Source organism: Alienimonas californiensis, assembly GCF_007743815.1.
GTDB classification, from domain to species: Bacteria; Planctomycetota; Planctomycetia; order Planctomycetales; family Planctomycetaceae; genus Alienimonas; species Alienimonas californiensis.
In genome coordinates, this window is sequence record NZ_CP036265.1 from 3,656,285 (window position 1) to 3,672,320 (window position 16,036).

13 protein-coding genes and 1 other RNA gene are annotated in these 16,036 nt (G+C 70.3%); 9 read left to right on the forward strand and 5 right to left on the reverse strand.

Going from position 1 to position 16,036, the window contains the following annotated elements; genetic code table 11:
• Window positions 1–123 precede the first annotated feature (123 nt).
• Window positions 124–1,500: a Gfo/Idh/MocA family protein gene (locus CA12_RS14370; protein WP_165700771.1), complete on the forward strand. Its 1,377-nt coding sequence runs from the start codon at window positions 124–126 to the stop codon at window positions 1,498–1,500.
• A gap of 96 nt (window positions 1,501–1,596) precedes the next feature.
• Window positions 1,597–2,220, forward strand: a complete 624-nt coding sequence (locus CA12_RS14375; RefSeq protein WP_145359737.1) for an FMN-dependent NADH-azoreductase — start codon at window positions 1,597–1,599, stop codon at window positions 2,218–2,220.
• A 115-nt stretch (window positions 2,221–2,335) separates the two neighbouring features.
• Here the strand turns inward: CA12_RS14375 and CA12_RS14380 are convergent, their stop codons facing one another.
• The 5 genes from CA12_RS14380 to ffs form a co-directional block, all read right to left on the reverse strand.
• Complete coding sequence (locus tag CA12_RS14380) at window positions 2,336–2,953, reverse strand: cysteine hydrolase family protein (protein WP_145359738.1); 618 nt, start codon at window positions 2,951–2,953, stop codon at window positions 2,336–2,338.
• A gap of 209 nt (window positions 2,954–3,162) precedes the next feature.
• Complete coding sequence (gene csrA / locus CA12_RS14385; protein ID WP_145359739.1) at window positions 3,163–3,351, reverse strand: carbon storage regulator CsrA; 189 nt, start codon at window positions 3,349–3,351, stop codon at window positions 3,163–3,165.
• 158 nt (window positions 3,352–3,509) lie between these two features.
• Complete coding sequence (locus tag CA12_RS14390) at window positions 3,510–4,523, reverse strand: MOSC N-terminal beta barrel domain-containing protein (RefSeq protein ID WP_145359740.1); 1,014 nt, start codon at window positions 4,521–4,523, stop codon at window positions 3,510–3,512.
• On the reverse strand, window positions 4,520–4,921 hold the full coding sequence (locus tag CA12_RS14395) for a hypothetical protein (RefSeq protein ID WP_145359741.1): 402 nt from the start codon (window positions 4,919–4,921) through the stop codon (window positions 4,520–4,522). The genes CA12_RS14390 and CA12_RS14395 overlap by 4 nt, the downstream gene beginning before the upstream one ends.
• An 85-nt stretch (window positions 4,922–5,006) precedes the next feature.
• Window positions 5,007–5,102: signal recognition particle sRNA small type (gene ffs, locus CA12_RS14400), an RNA gene on the reverse strand.
• 295 nt (window positions 5,103–5,397) lie between these two features.
• Here ffs and CA12_RS14405 point away from each other — a divergent pair.
• The 7 genes from CA12_RS14405 to ettA all read left to right on the forward strand — a co-directional run bounded on the left by CA12_RS14405 (window position 5,398) and on the right by ettA (window position 15,939).
• Window positions 5,398–6,525 (forward strand): PstS family phosphate ABC transporter substrate-binding protein, encoded by a 1,128-nt coding sequence (locus CA12_RS14405; protein WP_145359742.1) that lies wholly within the window; start codon window positions 5,398–5,400, stop codon window positions 6,523–6,525.
• Window positions 6,526–6,544: 19 nt separating this feature from the next.
• Window positions 6,545–9,316: an ABC transporter permease subunit gene (locus CA12_RS22600; protein ID WP_207622009.1), complete on the forward strand. Its 2,772-nt coding sequence runs from the start codon at window positions 6,545–6,547 to the stop codon at window positions 9,314–9,316.
• Window positions 9,317–9,382: 66 nt separating this feature from the next.
• Entirely contained in the window at window positions 9,383–11,215 is a 1,833-nt protein-coding gene (gene pstA / locus CA12_RS14415; RefSeq protein WP_207622010.1) for a phosphate ABC transporter permease PstA, read from the forward strand.
• Between the two features lie 193 nt (window positions 11,216–11,408).
• On the forward strand, window positions 11,409–12,224 hold the full coding sequence (gene pstB / locus CA12_RS14420) for a phosphate ABC transporter ATP-binding protein PstB (protein ID WP_145361549.1): 816 nt from the start codon (window positions 11,409–11,411) through the stop codon (window positions 12,222–12,224).
• 117 nt (window positions 12,225–12,341) lie between these two features.
• Window positions 12,342–12,911 (forward strand): NADPH-dependent FMN reductase, encoded by a 570-nt coding sequence (locus tag CA12_RS14425; RefSeq protein WP_145359744.1) that lies wholly within the window; start codon window positions 12,342–12,344, stop codon window positions 12,909–12,911.
• A gap of 172 nt (window positions 12,912–13,083) precedes the next feature.
• Window positions 13,084–14,124 carry a caspase family protein gene (locus CA12_RS14430; RefSeq protein ID WP_165700772.1) on the forward strand — a complete coding sequence of 347 codons (1,041 nt, stop codon included), beginning with the start codon at window positions 13,084–13,086 and terminating at the stop codon, window positions 14,122–14,124.
• Window positions 14,125–14,265: 141 nt separating this feature from the next.
• The gene (ettA, locus tag CA12_RS14435; protein ID WP_145359746.1) at window positions 14,266–15,939 is read left to right on the forward strand and encodes an energy-dependent translational throttle protein EttA; all 1,674 of its coding nucleotides are present in this window, start codon (window positions 14,266–14,268) and stop codon (window positions 15,937–15,939) included.
• The last annotated feature ends 97 nt before the right edge of the window (window positions 15,940–16,036 follow it).

Below are 16,036 nucleotides of genomic sequence, written 5' to 3' on the forward strand. Positions count from 1 at the left end.
ATCCTACCGGACGGCAAGATTCTCCCGATCGGGAGAACCCCCACTGCTCGCCGGGAGCGAAATGCGACTCCCGAAACGGGTAAACTCACGCCGTTGCGTCCTCCCCCCGCTGAAGGCTGTTCCATGTCCGCCCCCGCCACCCGTCGTTCGTTCCTCGGCGCCGCCGCCTCGGCCGCCGTCGCCGGGCCGCTCGTCTGCCGGCAGTTCGCCTTCGGCCGCCCCAGCGCCGCGGACAAGATCGCCGTCGCCGTCCTCGGCCTGGGCAATCAGGGGTTCAACGACACGAAGGCCTTCCTGCAGAACGCCGACTGCCGGGTCGTCGGCGTGTGCGACGTGAACACGGCCTCGCACGGTTACCGCGACGCCAGCCAGTTCTGCGGCCGCGAGCCCGGCAAGAAGCTGGTGGACGACTTCTATAAGGAGACCGGCTCCGGCTGCTTCGCGGAGGCCGATTGGCGGAAGGTCGTCGGCCGGAAGGACGTCGACGCGATCGTGATCGTCACGCCGGATCACCATCACGAAGCGCAGACGATTGCCGCCCTCGAAGCCGGGCACGACGTGTACTGCGAGAAGCCGCTGAGCTGGTCGGTCGCCGAGGGCCGGCGGATGGTCGAGGCCGCCGAACGCACCGGCCGCGTCACGCAGACCGGCAGCATGCACCGCAGCGAGAAGGACGCGGTGAAATTCGTGGACTTCGTCCGGGCCGGCGGGGTGGGCGACATCCAGGCGATCACCACGTTCATCGCCCCCAACAACGCCGTCGGCCCCGGCCCCGGCTGGACGCCGGACCCGATTCCCCAGGGCTTCGACTACGCCGCCTGGCTCGGCCCGGCGCCGAAGGTCCCGTACCACAAGGATCGCTGCTTCTACCGGTTCCGCTTCGTCTCGGACTACAGCGGCGGGCAGATCACCAACTTCGGCGCCCACAGCAACGACCTCGCCGGCTGGTGCCTGGGCGAGCCCGAACCGGTCGCCGTGGTTCCGATGGAGGCGACCTACCCGGAGCCGGGCTCGCTGTTCAGCACCGCGGAGTTCAGCCGGTATCGCTTGGAGTTCGCCGACGCCCCGCCCGTCGTCTGCCAGACCGACGACCGCAAGTTCGGCCTGCGGGTGGAGGGAACCGACGGCTGGGCCGAGCACGGCTACGGCGACGCCCGGTTCTCCTCCCCGGCGCTCCAGAAGGCGTTCCAGGCGTTCGCCGCGGCGGAGGGGACCTCGCTGGCTCACCCCTCGCTGACCCTGCCGACGGACTCCGCCCGGCTGGACAACCACGTCGCCGACTTCCTCCGCTGCGTGAAGACGCGGGAGACGACCGTCGCCCCGCTGGCGAAGGGGCACTACACCGCCAAGCTGTGCCACCTCGGCTCGCTCACGCTGGGGCTGAAGGACGGCTACGGCGAGCGGTTCGCCTGGGACCACGACGCCGAACGCTTCACCGCCGCCCCCTCCGCCGATCTGCTGGCCGAAGCCAACCGCCGGCTCGACCCGCGGGGGGCGTGACCGCGTCGGCTGCTGGGCGGAGGACCCGTCCGGTGGCGAGCGGGGGGGCGGGGCCTACGGTTCCTGCCCCCCGACCCTCGTTTTTTCGGAACGATCATGGCCCGCCTGCTTTACGTCGAAGCTTCTCCCCGCAAGCAGCGGTCGCATTCCATTGCCGTGTCGCGGGCGTTTCTCGACGCCTACCGGGCCGCGAATCCGACCGACACGATCGAGGAACTGGACGTCTTTGCGGAGAAGCTGCCCCCCTTCGACGGCGACACGATCGCCGCGAAATACGCCGTCATGGGCGGCGAAGACTTCTCGCAGGAGCAGAAGGCCGCTTGGGACGACGTCACCCAGCGGGGCGAGAAGTTCAAGTCGTTCGATAAATACGTCTTCAGCGTGCCGATGTGGAACTTCGGCATCTCCTACGCGCTGAAGCACTACATCGACTACATCACCCAGCCGGGGCTGCTGTTCAAGACGACCGACTCCGGCGACTACGAGGGCCTGTGCAGCGGCCCGGCGCTGGTGATCTGCGCCCGCGGCGGGGAGTACAACCCGGCGATGCCCGGCGGCTACGACTATCAGGCCCCCTACATGAAGCTGTGGTGCGGCTTCGTGGGGCTCTCGCCGGAGTTGCTGCTCGTTCAGCCGACGCTCAACAACGGCCCGGAGGCCGCGAAACAGGCCCGGGCCGAGGCGATCGAGGAGGCGAAGAAAAAAGCCGCCGAGTTCTGAACCGGTTCCCGGCCTGCCCTCCTTCAGGTTCGCCGTCGCCGTTAGGCGGCGCGGGAGCAACGCGTGACTCCTCGCCGCCTAACAGCGACGGCGAACCGGGGCGGCTCCCTCAGTGTTATTCGCACGCATCCCAGTCGCGGCGCTTCAGTTCTTCGAAATCGACCTCCGCGGCGTCGAGCACGTTCGCTTTGCAGACGAGCCGCATCTGCTCCAGAGCCGCCTCGTTCAGTTCCGGGGCGTTCGAGGCGCAGGCGTCCCGCGGGACGACCACCCGGTAGTTCCGCAGCAGGGCGTCGTGGGCGGTCATCAGCACGCAGATGTTCCCCGCGATCCCCGTGAGAACCAGCGTGTCCGCCTCCAGATCGCCCAGTAGTTCCTCGAGGACGGTCCGGTAAAACCCGCTGTGCCGCGGCTTGAGGACGAAGTAGTCGTCCTTGTCCGGGGCGATCAGTTCGGTCAGCCGTTTGCCGCGGCTGCCGTCCCGGGCGGCGTGGTCGAGCGTGGCGGCGAAGTCGCTCCGCCAGCGGCCGAAGTTGTCGTTCACGTAGATCGTCGGCACGCCCGCGGCCCGGGCCCTGCGCTTGAGGTCCGCGGCCTTTTCCGCGGCGGCCTCGGCGTGCGGTCGCAGATCCTCCCCCTCGGGGAAATCCAGATCGTTGACGAAGTCGATCAGCAACAGGGCGACGCGGCAGCGGTCGTCGCCGGATGAGGAGTCGGAGGCAGAGTCGGACACGGGGCGGCGCGGCGGAGTCGGGGGGCGAACGGCCCCACGCTACGGCCAGCGGGGCGATCGCCCTTCGGGAGGGCTCCCCGCCACGGCGTCAGTCGCTCCCGGTTCACGCCGCCGCGGCCGGTCGGCGCCGCGGCCGGGGCCCGCGCACGGAAAAACGCCCCGGCCGGGGGCGGCGGGGCGTCGAGCAATCGGTTAATCAGGGCAGCGACTCAGACGTCGGCGCCGGCCACGTCGCGTTCGCGACGGATGGCGTTGAACACCTCTTCACGATGAACGGAGACGTCCTTCGGAGCGTCGATTCCCAGCCGGACCTTGTCCCCGCGGATCTCGATCACCATCAGGGTGACGTCCTCTCCGATCATGATCTTCTCGTCCTTCTTGCGGCTCAGTACCAGCATAGCGGCCTCCTTTCGCGGGGCGGGGTGTTTCTAGGTCGAACTGCGCCGTGCGAAGTGTACCCCGCTTGACAGCCACTGTCGTGGTTGTTCTCACGAGATTCTCCCGGCCCGGGAGCCTACCCGCGCCCCGCCGCGGGAGTCGGCCGCGACGCCAAAAGTCAACGGCGCCGACCCGTGCGGGACCCGGAACTGCCGGTTCTGCCGCTCCGCCGGCTCTCGGATTCCTCGGCAGACGAAGGGTCCGACCGCTCCATCTCCGGCCGGGAGCCGATGATCCGCACCGCGTCGCCCACCCGCACGACCCCGCCGTTTCCCCCGCCCCGGCTGCGGCCCAGCGGCCGCGTGTTCACCGCCAGGCGGAAGAAGTGGTCGAATCCCGAGTCCGGGGCGAACCGCGGCAGCGTGCGTCGCCGGAGGTTCGCGAACTCCTTTTGGAACCCCCGCATCGCGGCCCCGGTGCGGCTGTCGCGGGTCGGCACGACGCACCGCTGGCAGGCGCCGGTCCCCACGAACCGCCCCTCGCCGGCCCAGAACTCGATCTCCTGCCCCGGCTCCGGCACCAGCCGGTCCTCGGCGAAGGGCTCCGCGGTGCCGGTGCCCTGGGCCGTCAGTTCGAAGTTCGTCCGGAATCGCCGGCGGACCTCGTCCGGGGGCAGGTCGAACCAGCCGGCGATCGTGGCGATCGTGGCGGCGGTGATGACCGTCGGCCCGGGGGAGATTTCGTCGTCCGGAAAGCCGGTCCGCTGATCCTCCCGCAGCCGCACCGAGCGGGCCAGCATCCGGGATAGGAACGCTTCCAACTCCTCGCGGTCGTCGTGCAGGGAGAAGGTCCGCGACCCCGGCCCCGGCTCGCCCCCGCCGCCGTCCGGCTCCGTCGCGGTCCGCGGGCCGACGGTCACGCACTCCCCGCTGAGGTCGAATCGGGCGGCCACCCGATGCACCCGCGGCTCCCGCTTGCCGTTCACCACGCTGCCGTCCGGCTCGAACAGGGCGAACCGGCGGTCCCAGGCCAACGCTCCGCTGGGCAGCACCGCGGCGGCGTCCACCCCGACGCCGTCCAGACTCTTGATGGGGAAGACGGTGATGCGACCGATGCGCAGTTCCGGCCCGGGCGGGGTGGCGGCGGCTTCCGCGGCGTCGTCGGCGGCGGACCCGGGGGCGGAATCGCTCATGTTCGCTCTGCGGCCTCGTCGGGGTCGGCGTGTTCGTCGGGGGCGCTCTCCACGGCGTCCTCCTCCCCCGGTTCTGCCACGAGCCCGCCGTAGCGGGTGAAGACCGCCTCGATTTGCGGCGCCAGGGCCATCAGCAGCAGATCGTCGCCGGTCCGCAGCCGCCGGTCGGACCCGATTTTGCCCGCCCGGTTCGCCAGCACGACCGCCGCGATGACGTGTTCCACGTCCACCGGCCGGCCGGTCCGCTCCTCCAGCGTTTCCGCGAGGTCCAGCAGGGTCTCGGTGAGGCCTTCGTCAACGCTGACTTGGCCCGCAGGTGTGATCGAAACGCCCTCCGCAACGGGGATCGGATCGTCAGATCCGACGGGCTTATCGATGGGGGGGAGAGGCGAGGCCATACCTCAAGAATAGGCGCAGGGCGGAGTCTCGCCCAGCGTCCACGGATCGCCGTCAGGGCGTGTTCAACGCCGGCGAAAGAGGGGGGAACGCGCCCCCGGGCACACCCGGACACGACACTTAGGGCTGCTCCGGTTAAGGCCTGACCCGGTTCACGACGCGCCCGCCGCACCCGGGGGAGCTCCCGGCTCCCGCCGCGACCGCCTCCTGGGAGGCCGTCCGGCGGGGTGATGCGATTGGAGGGGCATTGTGTGCCGCCGGACCGAGCGGTCAAGGCGGGCGGGGCGTCGAATCGGTCGGGGCGGCGGATTTCGGGCTCAACGGGACGGCGCCGCCGCCGACCCGCCGGTCCGGTCGGACCGGCTGGGGCGGACCTGCTTCGCGTCTTCACATATTCTTCGCGCAGTCCCGTGCCCCGATTCCCCCGGCCCGGGTAGGGTTCGAGGCGTTCATTTCCCGCACCCTGCGTTCGCCCTCGATGTCGCGCCCGCCGCTTCGCGTACTGCTCGCCCTGTCGCTCGTCACCCTGACGGCATTCGGTTGCTCTTCCGAGACCGACGCCCTCGACGGCGTCTCGGGCGCCCCGGAGGCGGTCGTGGCGCCGGTCGAATCGGGGAGCGACCCGTCCGCCGCCGAGACGGCCGCCTTCAAGCCGGCCGGCGACGCCGTTCCGGTCGATGCGGCTCTGCCGACGTACGAGCGCGGCGCCGCCGTCAGCGGGACGGTCATCTCCAAGGGGTCCGACACGATGCGGGCCGTGATGGACTACTGGGCCGAGGGGTTCTCGGGGTTCTATCCCGGCGTCGACTTCGAGATCGAATCGAAGGGGAGCAGTTCCGCCCCGACGGCTCTCATCGAGGGCAGCGCCCTGATCGGCGTGATGAGCCGGCCGATGAAGGAGAGCGAGATCCAGGACTTCGAGAAGAAGTACGGTTATCCGCCGACCGAGATCCGCACCAGCCGCGACCTGCTGGCGGTGTTCGTCAATAAGGACAATCCGGTCGAGGGCCTGACCCTGCCGGAGGTGGACGCGATCTTCAGCGCCAACCGCAACCTGGGACTGACGGAGAAGATCGAGCGGTGGAGCCAGGTCGGCGTGGACGGTCCGCTGGCCGATCGGCCGATCAGCCTGTACGGTCGCAACAGCGCCTCGGGGACGTACGGCTACTTCAAGGAGGTGGCGCTGGGCGACGGCGACTTCAGCAACGCCGTGAAGGAACAGTCCGGCACCAGCGGGGCGATTCAGGCGGTGTCCGACGACAAGGCCGGCATCGCCTACAGCGGCATCGGCGGCACGACGGCCGGCGTCCGGGCCCTGCCGCTCGCCGCCGAGGACGGCGGGGAATACTTCGAGCCGACCGTCGAGAACGCCGATACCGGCGATTACCCCCTCGCCCGCTTCCTGCTGATCTACGTGAACAAGAAGCCGGACGCCCCCCTCGAGCCGCTGCCGACCGAATTCCTGAAGTACGTTTTCAGCAAGCAGGGCCAACAGCGGGTCGTGCAGGCGGGCTACTTCCCGGTCTCGGCGAAGGAAGCCGCCGCCCAACTGGAGAACGCCGGCATCCCGGTCGCCTCCGCGTCCTCCGAAGATGCCGACAACTGAACCGTCGGCGATTGCAGGTATGACACAGTCCGCTCCCGCCGCCGGCGCCTCGTTCACGGGGCGCCGGCGGAATCGCAAAACGAAAGCCTCCGTCCGCTGGGCGGACCGGATCGCCTCGGGTCTGATCTCCGTCGGCGGGATCGGCACGATCCTGGCGATCTTCGGCGTGGGGTTGGTGCTCGTCTGGCAGGTCGTGCCCCTGTTCCTGCCGGGCGAACTGGAGACCCCCACCACGCTGACCGGCGGCGCCACGCCCCGGACCGCGACCGCCGACGCGCCCGTCATCGAACCCGCCGACGGCGTGATCCCGACGGACGGCACTGGTGACGCCGGCACTGCGGGGGTCGCCGCCGCGGGAGGCCCCGCTGCGAACCCCGGGGCTCCGGACCGATTCGCCGTGGACGAATTCGCCGTGGCCGCCGCCACCGTCGCCGCCGACGGGACCGTGGTCGCGCTCGACGCCCGCACTGGGCAGCGGCTGGGTTCAAAACGACTGTCGGAACAGGCCCCGACCGCCGTCACCGCCGCTCCGGACGGGGCGATGGTGGCCGTGGGTTACGCGGACGGCACGATCCGGCTGGGTCAGATGCGGTTCGACTCCGCGTTCCGCTCCGCCGAGGCGCTGCCTGCGGCGGTGCGGACGCTGGGCGAGGGGGAAACGGCGCCCGTGCCGACGGAGGATGACGCCGCGGTCGCCGCCGTCGCTGAGGCGACCCGCGGCGGCCGGTTCCGCGTGCAGACCGTGATCGCGGCACTGGACGAGGAGGTCTATTCCTTGGGCGAGGGCCCGGTGCGGGCGCTGGGCGTGTACGAGTCCCGCAGCGGCCCGGCGGTCGCCGGCTGGGTGGAGGGGGAGGGGCTGAAGTTCCTGCCGTTCCGCCGCTCCGGTTCGACCCTCACGCCGCGCGACGTGGCCGCCCTGCAGATCCCCGCCGGCGCCGACGTGCCGGACGGCTCGCCGGCGTTCGTGCGGATCGGGGCGCGGGCGTCCGAGGCGCTCGCCGCGTGGCCGGACGGCCGGGCGGTGCGGTTCAACACCCGCAACGCCCGCAGCCCGCAGTTCTCCGAGGCCCTCCGATTGGTCGAGGCCGGCCGCACGCTGACGGCGCTGGAATGGGCCGTCGGCCGCGGCACACTGCTGGTCGGCGACGACGCCGGCGTGACGACGGGCTGGTTTCCCTCCCGCGGCGACGCCGCCGGCGGGGCGCGCTCCCTGACCGCCGCCAAGCGTTATCCCGACGGCCCGGCGGGCGTGACGGCGATCGGCCCCAGCCCGGTCGATCGGCTGGCCGCGATCGGCTACGCCGACGGCACCGCCCGCGTGATTCAGACCACGGTGGAAAACGTCGTCGGCGAGACGGAACTCGACGGCCCGGCGAGTGCCGTGACGATCACGCCGCGCTCGGACCGTTCCTTCCTCTACGCCCTGTCGGCGGCGGCCGGTCCCCAGGGGTCGGACGCGGGGCTGAGCCGGGCGGCGTTCGACGCCGGGGCGGCGGACGCGACGCTGGCGAGCCTGTTCCTGCCGGTCTGGTACGAGGGCGGTCCCGGCCCGGAGGCGAAGTGGCAGAGCACCAGTTCCGGCGTCGGTTTCGAGCCGAAGTACGGCATGTGGCCGCTGATCTTCGGCACGCTCAAGGCGACCTTCTACAGCATGCTGTTCGCCGCCCCGCTGGGGATTCTCGCGGCGATCTACACCGGCGAGTATCTGACGAAGCCGGTCCGGGCGAAGGTGAAGCCCGCCGTCGAGGTGATGGCCGGCCTGCCGAGCGTCGTGCTGGGCTTCCTGGCGGCGGTGGCGTTCGCCCCGTTCGTGGAGCGGTACCTCGTGTCGGCGCTGTGCGGGTTCGTGACCGTGCCGGTCGCCGTGCTGCTGGGGGCCTACATCTGGGAGGCTTTGCCGCAGCCGTTCACCCTGCGGTATCGCCGCTGGCGGTTGGCGGCCTGCGCGGTGTGCCTGCCGCTGGGCGTGTGGGCGGCGCACGCGGCGGCTCCCGTCGTGGAGGAGCTTTTGTTCGCCGGGGACGTGAAGTTCTGGCTGGACGGCCGCATCGGCACGCCGGTGGGAGCCTGGATGTTTCTCACGCTGCCGCTGGCGGTGTTGGCGGTCGGGCTGGGCTCGGCCTACGGGGCCACGCCGAAGTTGGTGCGGCGGGCGCGGGGCTGGAAACGGGGCCGGTTCGCCTGGCTGCGGGTGGGGACGTTCCTCGGCAGCGTGGCGCTGACGCTCGGGCTGGCCTGGGGCGTGGCCTGGGGGCTGTCGGCGGCGGGCGAGTTGCTGGCCGGTTCGCCCTGGGATCCGCGGGGGGAGATCGTCGACACCTACCAGCAGCGGAACGCCGTCGTGGTGGGCTTCGCGATGGCCTTCACCATCATCCCGATCGTGTACACGCTGGCGGACGACGCCCTCAGCAGCGTGCCGGACAGCCTCCGCAGCGCCAGCCTCGGCGCCGGGGCGACCACCTGGCAGACGACCGTGCGGGTCGTGGTGCCCGCGGCGATGAGCGGGTTGTTCAGCGCGTTGATGGTCGGCTTGGGCCGGGCGGTGGGAGAGACGATGATCGTGTTGATGGCGGCCGGCGGCACGGCGATCACGGAGGTGAACCCCTTCAACGGCTTCCGCACGCTGGCGGTGAACATCGCCACCGAGATCCCCGAGGCCGCCCGCGGCACCACGCACTACCGCACGCTGTTCCTCGCCGCCCTGCTGCTGTTCGGGATGACCTTCATCGTGAACACCGCCGCCGAGACGGTGCGGTTGCGGTTCCGCAAACGCGTCTCGCAGATTTGACGCCTCCCCGGACGCGCGCCGCCTAGCGGCGACGGCGAACCGGGGAGACCTACCGAGAACATCGACTTGAACCACCGCCCCGCCCCCGCCGCCCTCCCTGCCCGCCGCGTGCGGGGCGGGCCGGCGCGCAGCGTGGTCGCGGGCGGCGAGCCGGCGGTCTGGCTGTCCGGAGCGGCGCTGATCATCTGCCTGGTGATGATCTTCGGGCTGCTGGGCCTGATCCTGTGGAACGGCGTCGGCACCTTCTGGCCGGGCCATCTGGTGCAGGTCTCGCTGCGGAACGGCGACGTCCTGCTGGGCGAGCCCTACGGCACGGAGACCTACGAACTGCGGCGGGCCTCCATGGCCCTGTTGCCGGACGAGGCCCGGGCCGCCGCCCTCGCCGCGTTCCCAGAGGGCGAGGACGCCATCGACGCCGTCCGCGTGCTGCTCCGCACCGACAACCGCCGCGAGTCCGGCTCCACGTTCACCTACGTCAACGCCTTCGAGGTCGCCCCCGGGTCGCGGACCGAACCGGAGTGGGCCGTCGTGCTGGAACGTGCCGATCAGGGACGGTTCCTCGGCGAACCGGTGCGGCTCATCTCCCCGGAGGGCACGTTCGAGGGCCCGGCGGAGGCCTGGGCGGCCTTCGAGCGGCTTCGCCCCGCGGCGCTGGAACGGAACGAACGGGCCGAGGAGTTGGAGGACGCGATCGCCGCCAGCGGACCGGCGCTCAACGAGGCCCGGCTGCGGGTGCGGTCCGCGGAGATGCGCACCGGCGTCGAGGGCCGTTCGCTCGCCGAAGCCCTCGCCCGGTCGAACCTCTCCGAGGCAGAGCGGGGCCGGTTGGAGGCGGAGCTTGAGGAGAAGCCCGAACCGCTCCGCGGGGCGGTGGCTGCCTTCGCCGAGGCCGGACGGCGTCACGCCCTGCTGAACGCTCCCCGGGGGCAGGAGATGGCGGAACTCGCCGCTCAGAACGCCGCGGAACGCCTCGTGATGCGCACCGCGGCCGGCCGGGAGGTGGAGATCGAAACGGCCGAGGTCGTCCGCGGTTACCGGGCGAATGCCCTGTCTTGGTGGGGGCGGCTGGGGGTCTACCTGTCGCGGTGGTGGGAGTTCCTCAGCGAGGAGCCCCGGCAGGCCGGCACCGCCGGCGGCGTGTGGCCGGCGATCTGGGGGACCGTGACGATGACGCTGGTGATGACCGTCGCCGTGGTGCCGTTCGGCGTGCTGGCGGCGCTCTATCTGCGGGAGTACGCCGCGCAGGGGCTGGTCGTCTCGGCGGTGCGGGTCGCGGTGAACAATCTCGCCGGCGTCCCGAGCATCGTGTTCGGCGTCTTCGGGCTGGGGTTCTTCTGCTACCTGATCGGCGGCGGCGTGGACCAACTCTTCTACGCGGAGCGCCTGCCGGACCCGACGTTCGGCAAAGGCGGGCTGCTGTGGGCCAGTTTGACCCTCGCCCTGCTGACGCTGCCGGTGGTGATCGTGGCGACCGAGGAGGCCCTCTCCGCGGTGCCCAACAGCATGCGGGAAGGGAGCTACGCCTGCGGGGCGAGCAAGTGGCAGACGATCCGCCGCATCGTGCTGCCCCGGGCGCTGCCGGGCATTCTGACGGGGACGATCCTCGCGGTGGCCCGCGGGGCGGGGGAGGTCGCCCCGCTGATGCTGGTCGGCGCCGTGAACACCGCCCCGGCGCTGCCGGTGGACTTCGAGCCGCCCTTCGTGCACCCCTCCCGCAGCTTCATGCACCTCGGCTTTCACATCTACGACCTCGGCTTTCAGGCCCCGGACGGCGACGCCGCCCGGCCGATGGTCTACACGACCATGCTGTTGCTGATTGCTCTGGTCGCCGTGCTGAACCTGGCGGCGATGTGGCTGCGGGCGCGATTGCGGCGCCGGTACGTCTCCGCGTCCTTCTAGAGCTTGATTTGCCCGTCGTTCGCCGAATCGTTCGGCGAGATTGCACCTTCCTCCCCTCGACGTCGCTCCCTTGGTCGCCCATCCGCTCGCCCCGCCGAACGCCCGCGCCGCCCGCTCGACCGCGGGGAGCCCCGGCGGTCCCGACGACGTGATCCTCGCCGGCGCCCCGCCCTCGGAGCCGCCCTCGGACCGCATGGCGGCGATCGCCCGCGGCGAGGTCGTCCCGGCCGAGGTGCACCCGGAATTGGACGACGAGGAGCACGTCCTCCGGGTGCAGAACCTCCGGCTGTGGTACGGGGCGAAGCAGGCGTTGTTCGACGTCAGCCTCGACGTGCCGAAGGGGCAGGTGACGGCGATGATCGGCCCGTCCGGTTGCGGGAAGAGCACCCTGCTGCGGTGCGTAAACCGCATGAACGACTTATTGGATATCGTCCGGATCGAGGGGGACATGACCCTCAACGGCGACAGCATCTACGACCGCAGCGTGGACGTCATCGAACTCCGCAAGCGGATGGGCATGGTCTTCCAGAAGCCCAACCCGTTCCCGATGAGCATTTATGAAAACGTCGTCTATCCCCTCCGCATCGACGGCGAGCGGGACCGCCGGGTGCTGGACGAGGTCTGCGAACGCAGCCTCCGCGGCGCCGCGTTGTGGGACGAGGTGAAGGACCGTCTGCAGGAGTCGGCCCTCGGGATGTCCGGCGGTCAGCAGCAGCGGCTGTGCATCGCCCGCGCCATCGCCGCGGAGCCGGAAGTGTTGTTGCTGGACGAGCCCTGTTCGGCCTTGGATCCGATCGCCACCGGCAAGGTGGAGGACCTGATCCAGCGCCTGAAGGGCGAATACAGCGTGCTGATCGTCACCCACAACATGCAGCAGGCCAGCCGCATCAGCGAGTACACGGCCTTCATGTACCTCGGCCGACTGATGGAGTACGGGCCGACGGAGGCGATCTTCACCAACCCGAAGCTGGAAGAGACGAACAGCTACGTGACCGGCCGCTTCGGCTGATCGCGGGGAGCGTCCGGGGGACGCGCCGCTTCTCGGCGACGGCGACGCAGGGGGGGCGGAGCAGCGTCGCGGCGCTAGGATCGAGCTTCCCCGCCGCTTCTTCCGCTCGCTGCGCCCGTGTACCTCGTCGTCTCCGCCAGCCTCAGCCCGACCAGCCGCAGCCGGCTCCTCGCCGAGGCCTGTGCGGCCCGGCTGACGGAGCGGGGCGAGACGGTGGAGCTGCTCGACCTACGGACCGACCCGCTGCCGATGTGCGACGGGGCCGCCGCCTACGGCCACCCCAACGCGGTGCGGGCCGCGCAACTGGTCGCGGAGGCGCAGGCCGTGCTGTTCGCCTCCCCCGTCTATAACTACGACGTCAACGCCGCCGCGAAGAACCTCGTGGAACTGACGGGCAGGGCGTGGACGGGCAAGACGGTCGGCCTGCTGCTGGCCGCCGGCGGGCACGGCAGCTACATGAGCGCCCTGGGGCTGGCGAACAGCCTGATGCTCGATTTTCGCTGCCTGATCATCCCGCGGTTCGTCTACGCCTTGGGGGAGGCGTTCGGCGAAACCGATGCGGACGACCCGGCCGAATGGGGCGTCACCGACGACGAAATCGCCCGCCGCGTGCACCAACTGGTCGACGAAACGCTCCGCGTCAGCCGGGCGCTCTCCGCCGCCCCAACCCCGACCGCGATCGGTTGAGCGGCGACCGGCCCGCCGCGGGGCGGGCGGGGAACGACGTAACCGGGACGGACCTTTTGTTTACGGCGTCGGGGCCGCAGGCGGCCTGTTGACAGGGCGCGCCGGGGCGTTTGGGCTGGCCGGGACGCCACGGGGCGTTCCCCATCGCCGTCCCCGTCCACAGGAACCCCGCATGTCGCCTCGCATCCCGATTCCGATCCTCGCCGTCGCACTCTGTTGGGGCGTTCCGTGGGGAACGGAGTGCCAAGGTCAGGAGCGGCTCGACTGGCAGACGGCGATGACGTTTCCCCGGGTGAAGACGGATCACCTCGGGACGACGCGGACGAACGACGTCGTCACCCGATTGCGGGCTGAAGGCTGCCCGTGCGGGTGCGGGATGAAGCTCGCCCAGTGCCTGGTCGACGACCCAAACTGCACCCACAGCCCGCCGGCGGCCAAGGCGGTCGTCGACGCCGTCTGGGCGACGCCGCGGCTGCACGTGTTGGCGATCGCGGACAAGTTCGACAAATCGATCGGCGTGGACTGCGCCGCCGACCGCCTGCTTTTCCTCGGCCTGATCGAGGACAGCGTCGACAATCGCCTGATCGAGGTCGAGGAGTTCTCCGAGCGGTCCGCCCGTTGGAAGGAGCGGATGACGGCGGAGCACGTGCTGGCCCGGATCGGCTCGCTGAAGGTCGCCCCGCACGACTCGGTGCTGTTCTACTACTCCGGCCACGGCGCCTATACCGACCGGGCCGGGCACCTGTTCCACATGCCCCACGGGGACACGAAGTTGAAGCGCTCGACCGTGCTGGCGGCGCTGACGAAGCACAACGCCCGGCTGACCGTGTTGCTGTCGGACACCTGCTACACCCGCTGGACCGGCAAGGAACCGGGCGTCGCGGCCCGTGTCTGGAACGAGCGGACCCGGCCGCTGATGCGGTCGCTGTTCTTCGAGTCGACCGGGGTGGTGGACGTCACCTCCAGCGAGAAAGACGAGTTCTCGATGGTCTATCCGAACCGGGCGGGCTCGTTGTTTACGGGGTCCTTGCAGCGGGTCGTCGAGGCGAACCTCGACAAGCCGTTGACCTGGCAGGCGGTGTTCCAGGCCGTCCGGACGGACACGCAACGCCAGTTCACCCACTTCAACCCGGGCGGGGTGCCGAACGGCGCCGGCGTGCAGACCACGCAGACGCCCCTGGCCCTGCAACTCGCTCAGCGGGCGCCCCGGTAGGCGGTCGCCGGGCCGTCCGATGGGGCCGCCGCGTGGGCGGCCGGATTGCGGTCTGCGTGCGCGGTCCTACGATGCGCCGCCGGATCGCTTTCCCCAGCCTCTCTTCAACCCCCGCCGCCGGCGGGGCGGTTCCCAGACAGTATGAGCCAGCAGTACATCTACCAGATCGAGAACCTGACCAAGGTTTACGACGATAAAGAGGTGCTGAAGGACGTCAGCCTCGCCTTCTATCCGGGGGCGAAGATTGGCGTGCTGGGCGTCAACGGGGCCGGCAAGAGCACCCTGCTGCGGATCATGTCCGGCGAGGACCGCGACTTCGACGGCGAAGCCGGGCTGATGATGAAGGACGTCACGGTCGGCTACTTCAAGCAGGAGCCGGACCTCGACGGCTCCCTGACCGTCGCCGAGACCATCGAACAGGCCGTCGCCGAACAGCGGGCCGTGCTGGATCGGTTCAACGACCTCAACATGAAGCTGGGCGAGGACCTCTCCCCGAAGGAGATGGAAAAGACCCTCAAGGAGCTGGATCAGGTCCAGACTCGCATCGACGCGGAAAACCTCTGGGAGATCGACCGCAGCCTCGATATGGCCAAGGACGCCCTCCGCGTCCCGCCGGACGACGCCCTGATCGAACCGCTGTCGGGCGGCGAGAAGCGGCGGGTCTACCTCGCCCAACTGCTGCTTTCCTCGCCGGATCTGCTGCTCCTCGACGAACCGACGAACCACCTCGACGCCGCCTCGGTGGGTTGGCTCGAGAAGTACCTCGCGGCCTTCAAGGGGACGGTCGTGGCGATCACCCACGACCGCTACTTCCTCGACAACGTCGCCGGCTGGATCTTGGAGATCGAACGCGGCCGCTGCCTGCCGTTCGAGGGCAACTACTCCGCCTGGCTGGAAGCGAAGTCCGCCCGCCTCGCCCTGGAGGAAAAACAGGAGTCGAAGCGTCAGAAGACGATGAAGCAGGAGTTGGAGTGGGCCCGCAGCACGCCGAAGGCCCGGGCCACCAAGAACAAGGCCCGGCTGGAGCGCTTCCAGCAGATGCAGGACACCAAGGTCGACATCGCCGACGAAACGGCGGAGATCCAGATCGCCCCCGGCCCGCCGCTGGGCGACCTGGTGGTGGAGGCCGAGGGCGTGCGGAAGGCCTACGGCGACAAGCTGCTGTACGACGACCTCACCTTCCGCCTGCCCCGCGGCGGCATCGTGGGCGTGATCGGGCCGAACGGCACCGGCAAGACCACGCTGTTCCGCATGATCACCGGGCAGGAGCAGCCGGATTCCGGCACCCTGCGGATCGGCCAGAAGGTGAAGCTCGCCTACGTCGACCAGAGCCGCGCCGACCTCGACCCGACCAAAAGCGTCTACGAGGAGATCAGCGGCGGACACGACGTCCTGGAATTGGGCGGCGGCCAGAAGATGCACGCCCGCTCCTACGCCAGTAAGTTCAACTTCAAGGGCCCGGACCAGCAGCAACTGGTCGGCACGCTCTCCGGCGGGCAGCGGAACCGGGTCCACCTCGCCAAGCTGCTGCGGAGCGGCGGCAACCTGCTGCTCCTCGACGAACCGTCGAACGACCTGGACGTGGACACCCTGCGGTCGCTGGAGGAAGCCCTCCTCACGTTCCGCGGCTGCGTGATGGTCTCCAGCCACGACCGCTGGTTCCTCGACCGCATCGCCACGCACATCCTCGCCTTCGAGGGCGACAGCAAAACGACCTGGTTCGAGGGGAACTACGACCTCTACGAGCGGATGAAGAAGGAGCGGGACGGCGACGTTGGCCCGACGCGCACCAAGTTCCAGAAGATCGCCGTGTAGCGCCGACCCCTAAGCCGGACGCATGCGTCCGGCTTGGGCGAGAGACTTGAGCGCCGCTCGGACGGTAGCGGTCCTGCCGATGCGGTCCCTTGGACAC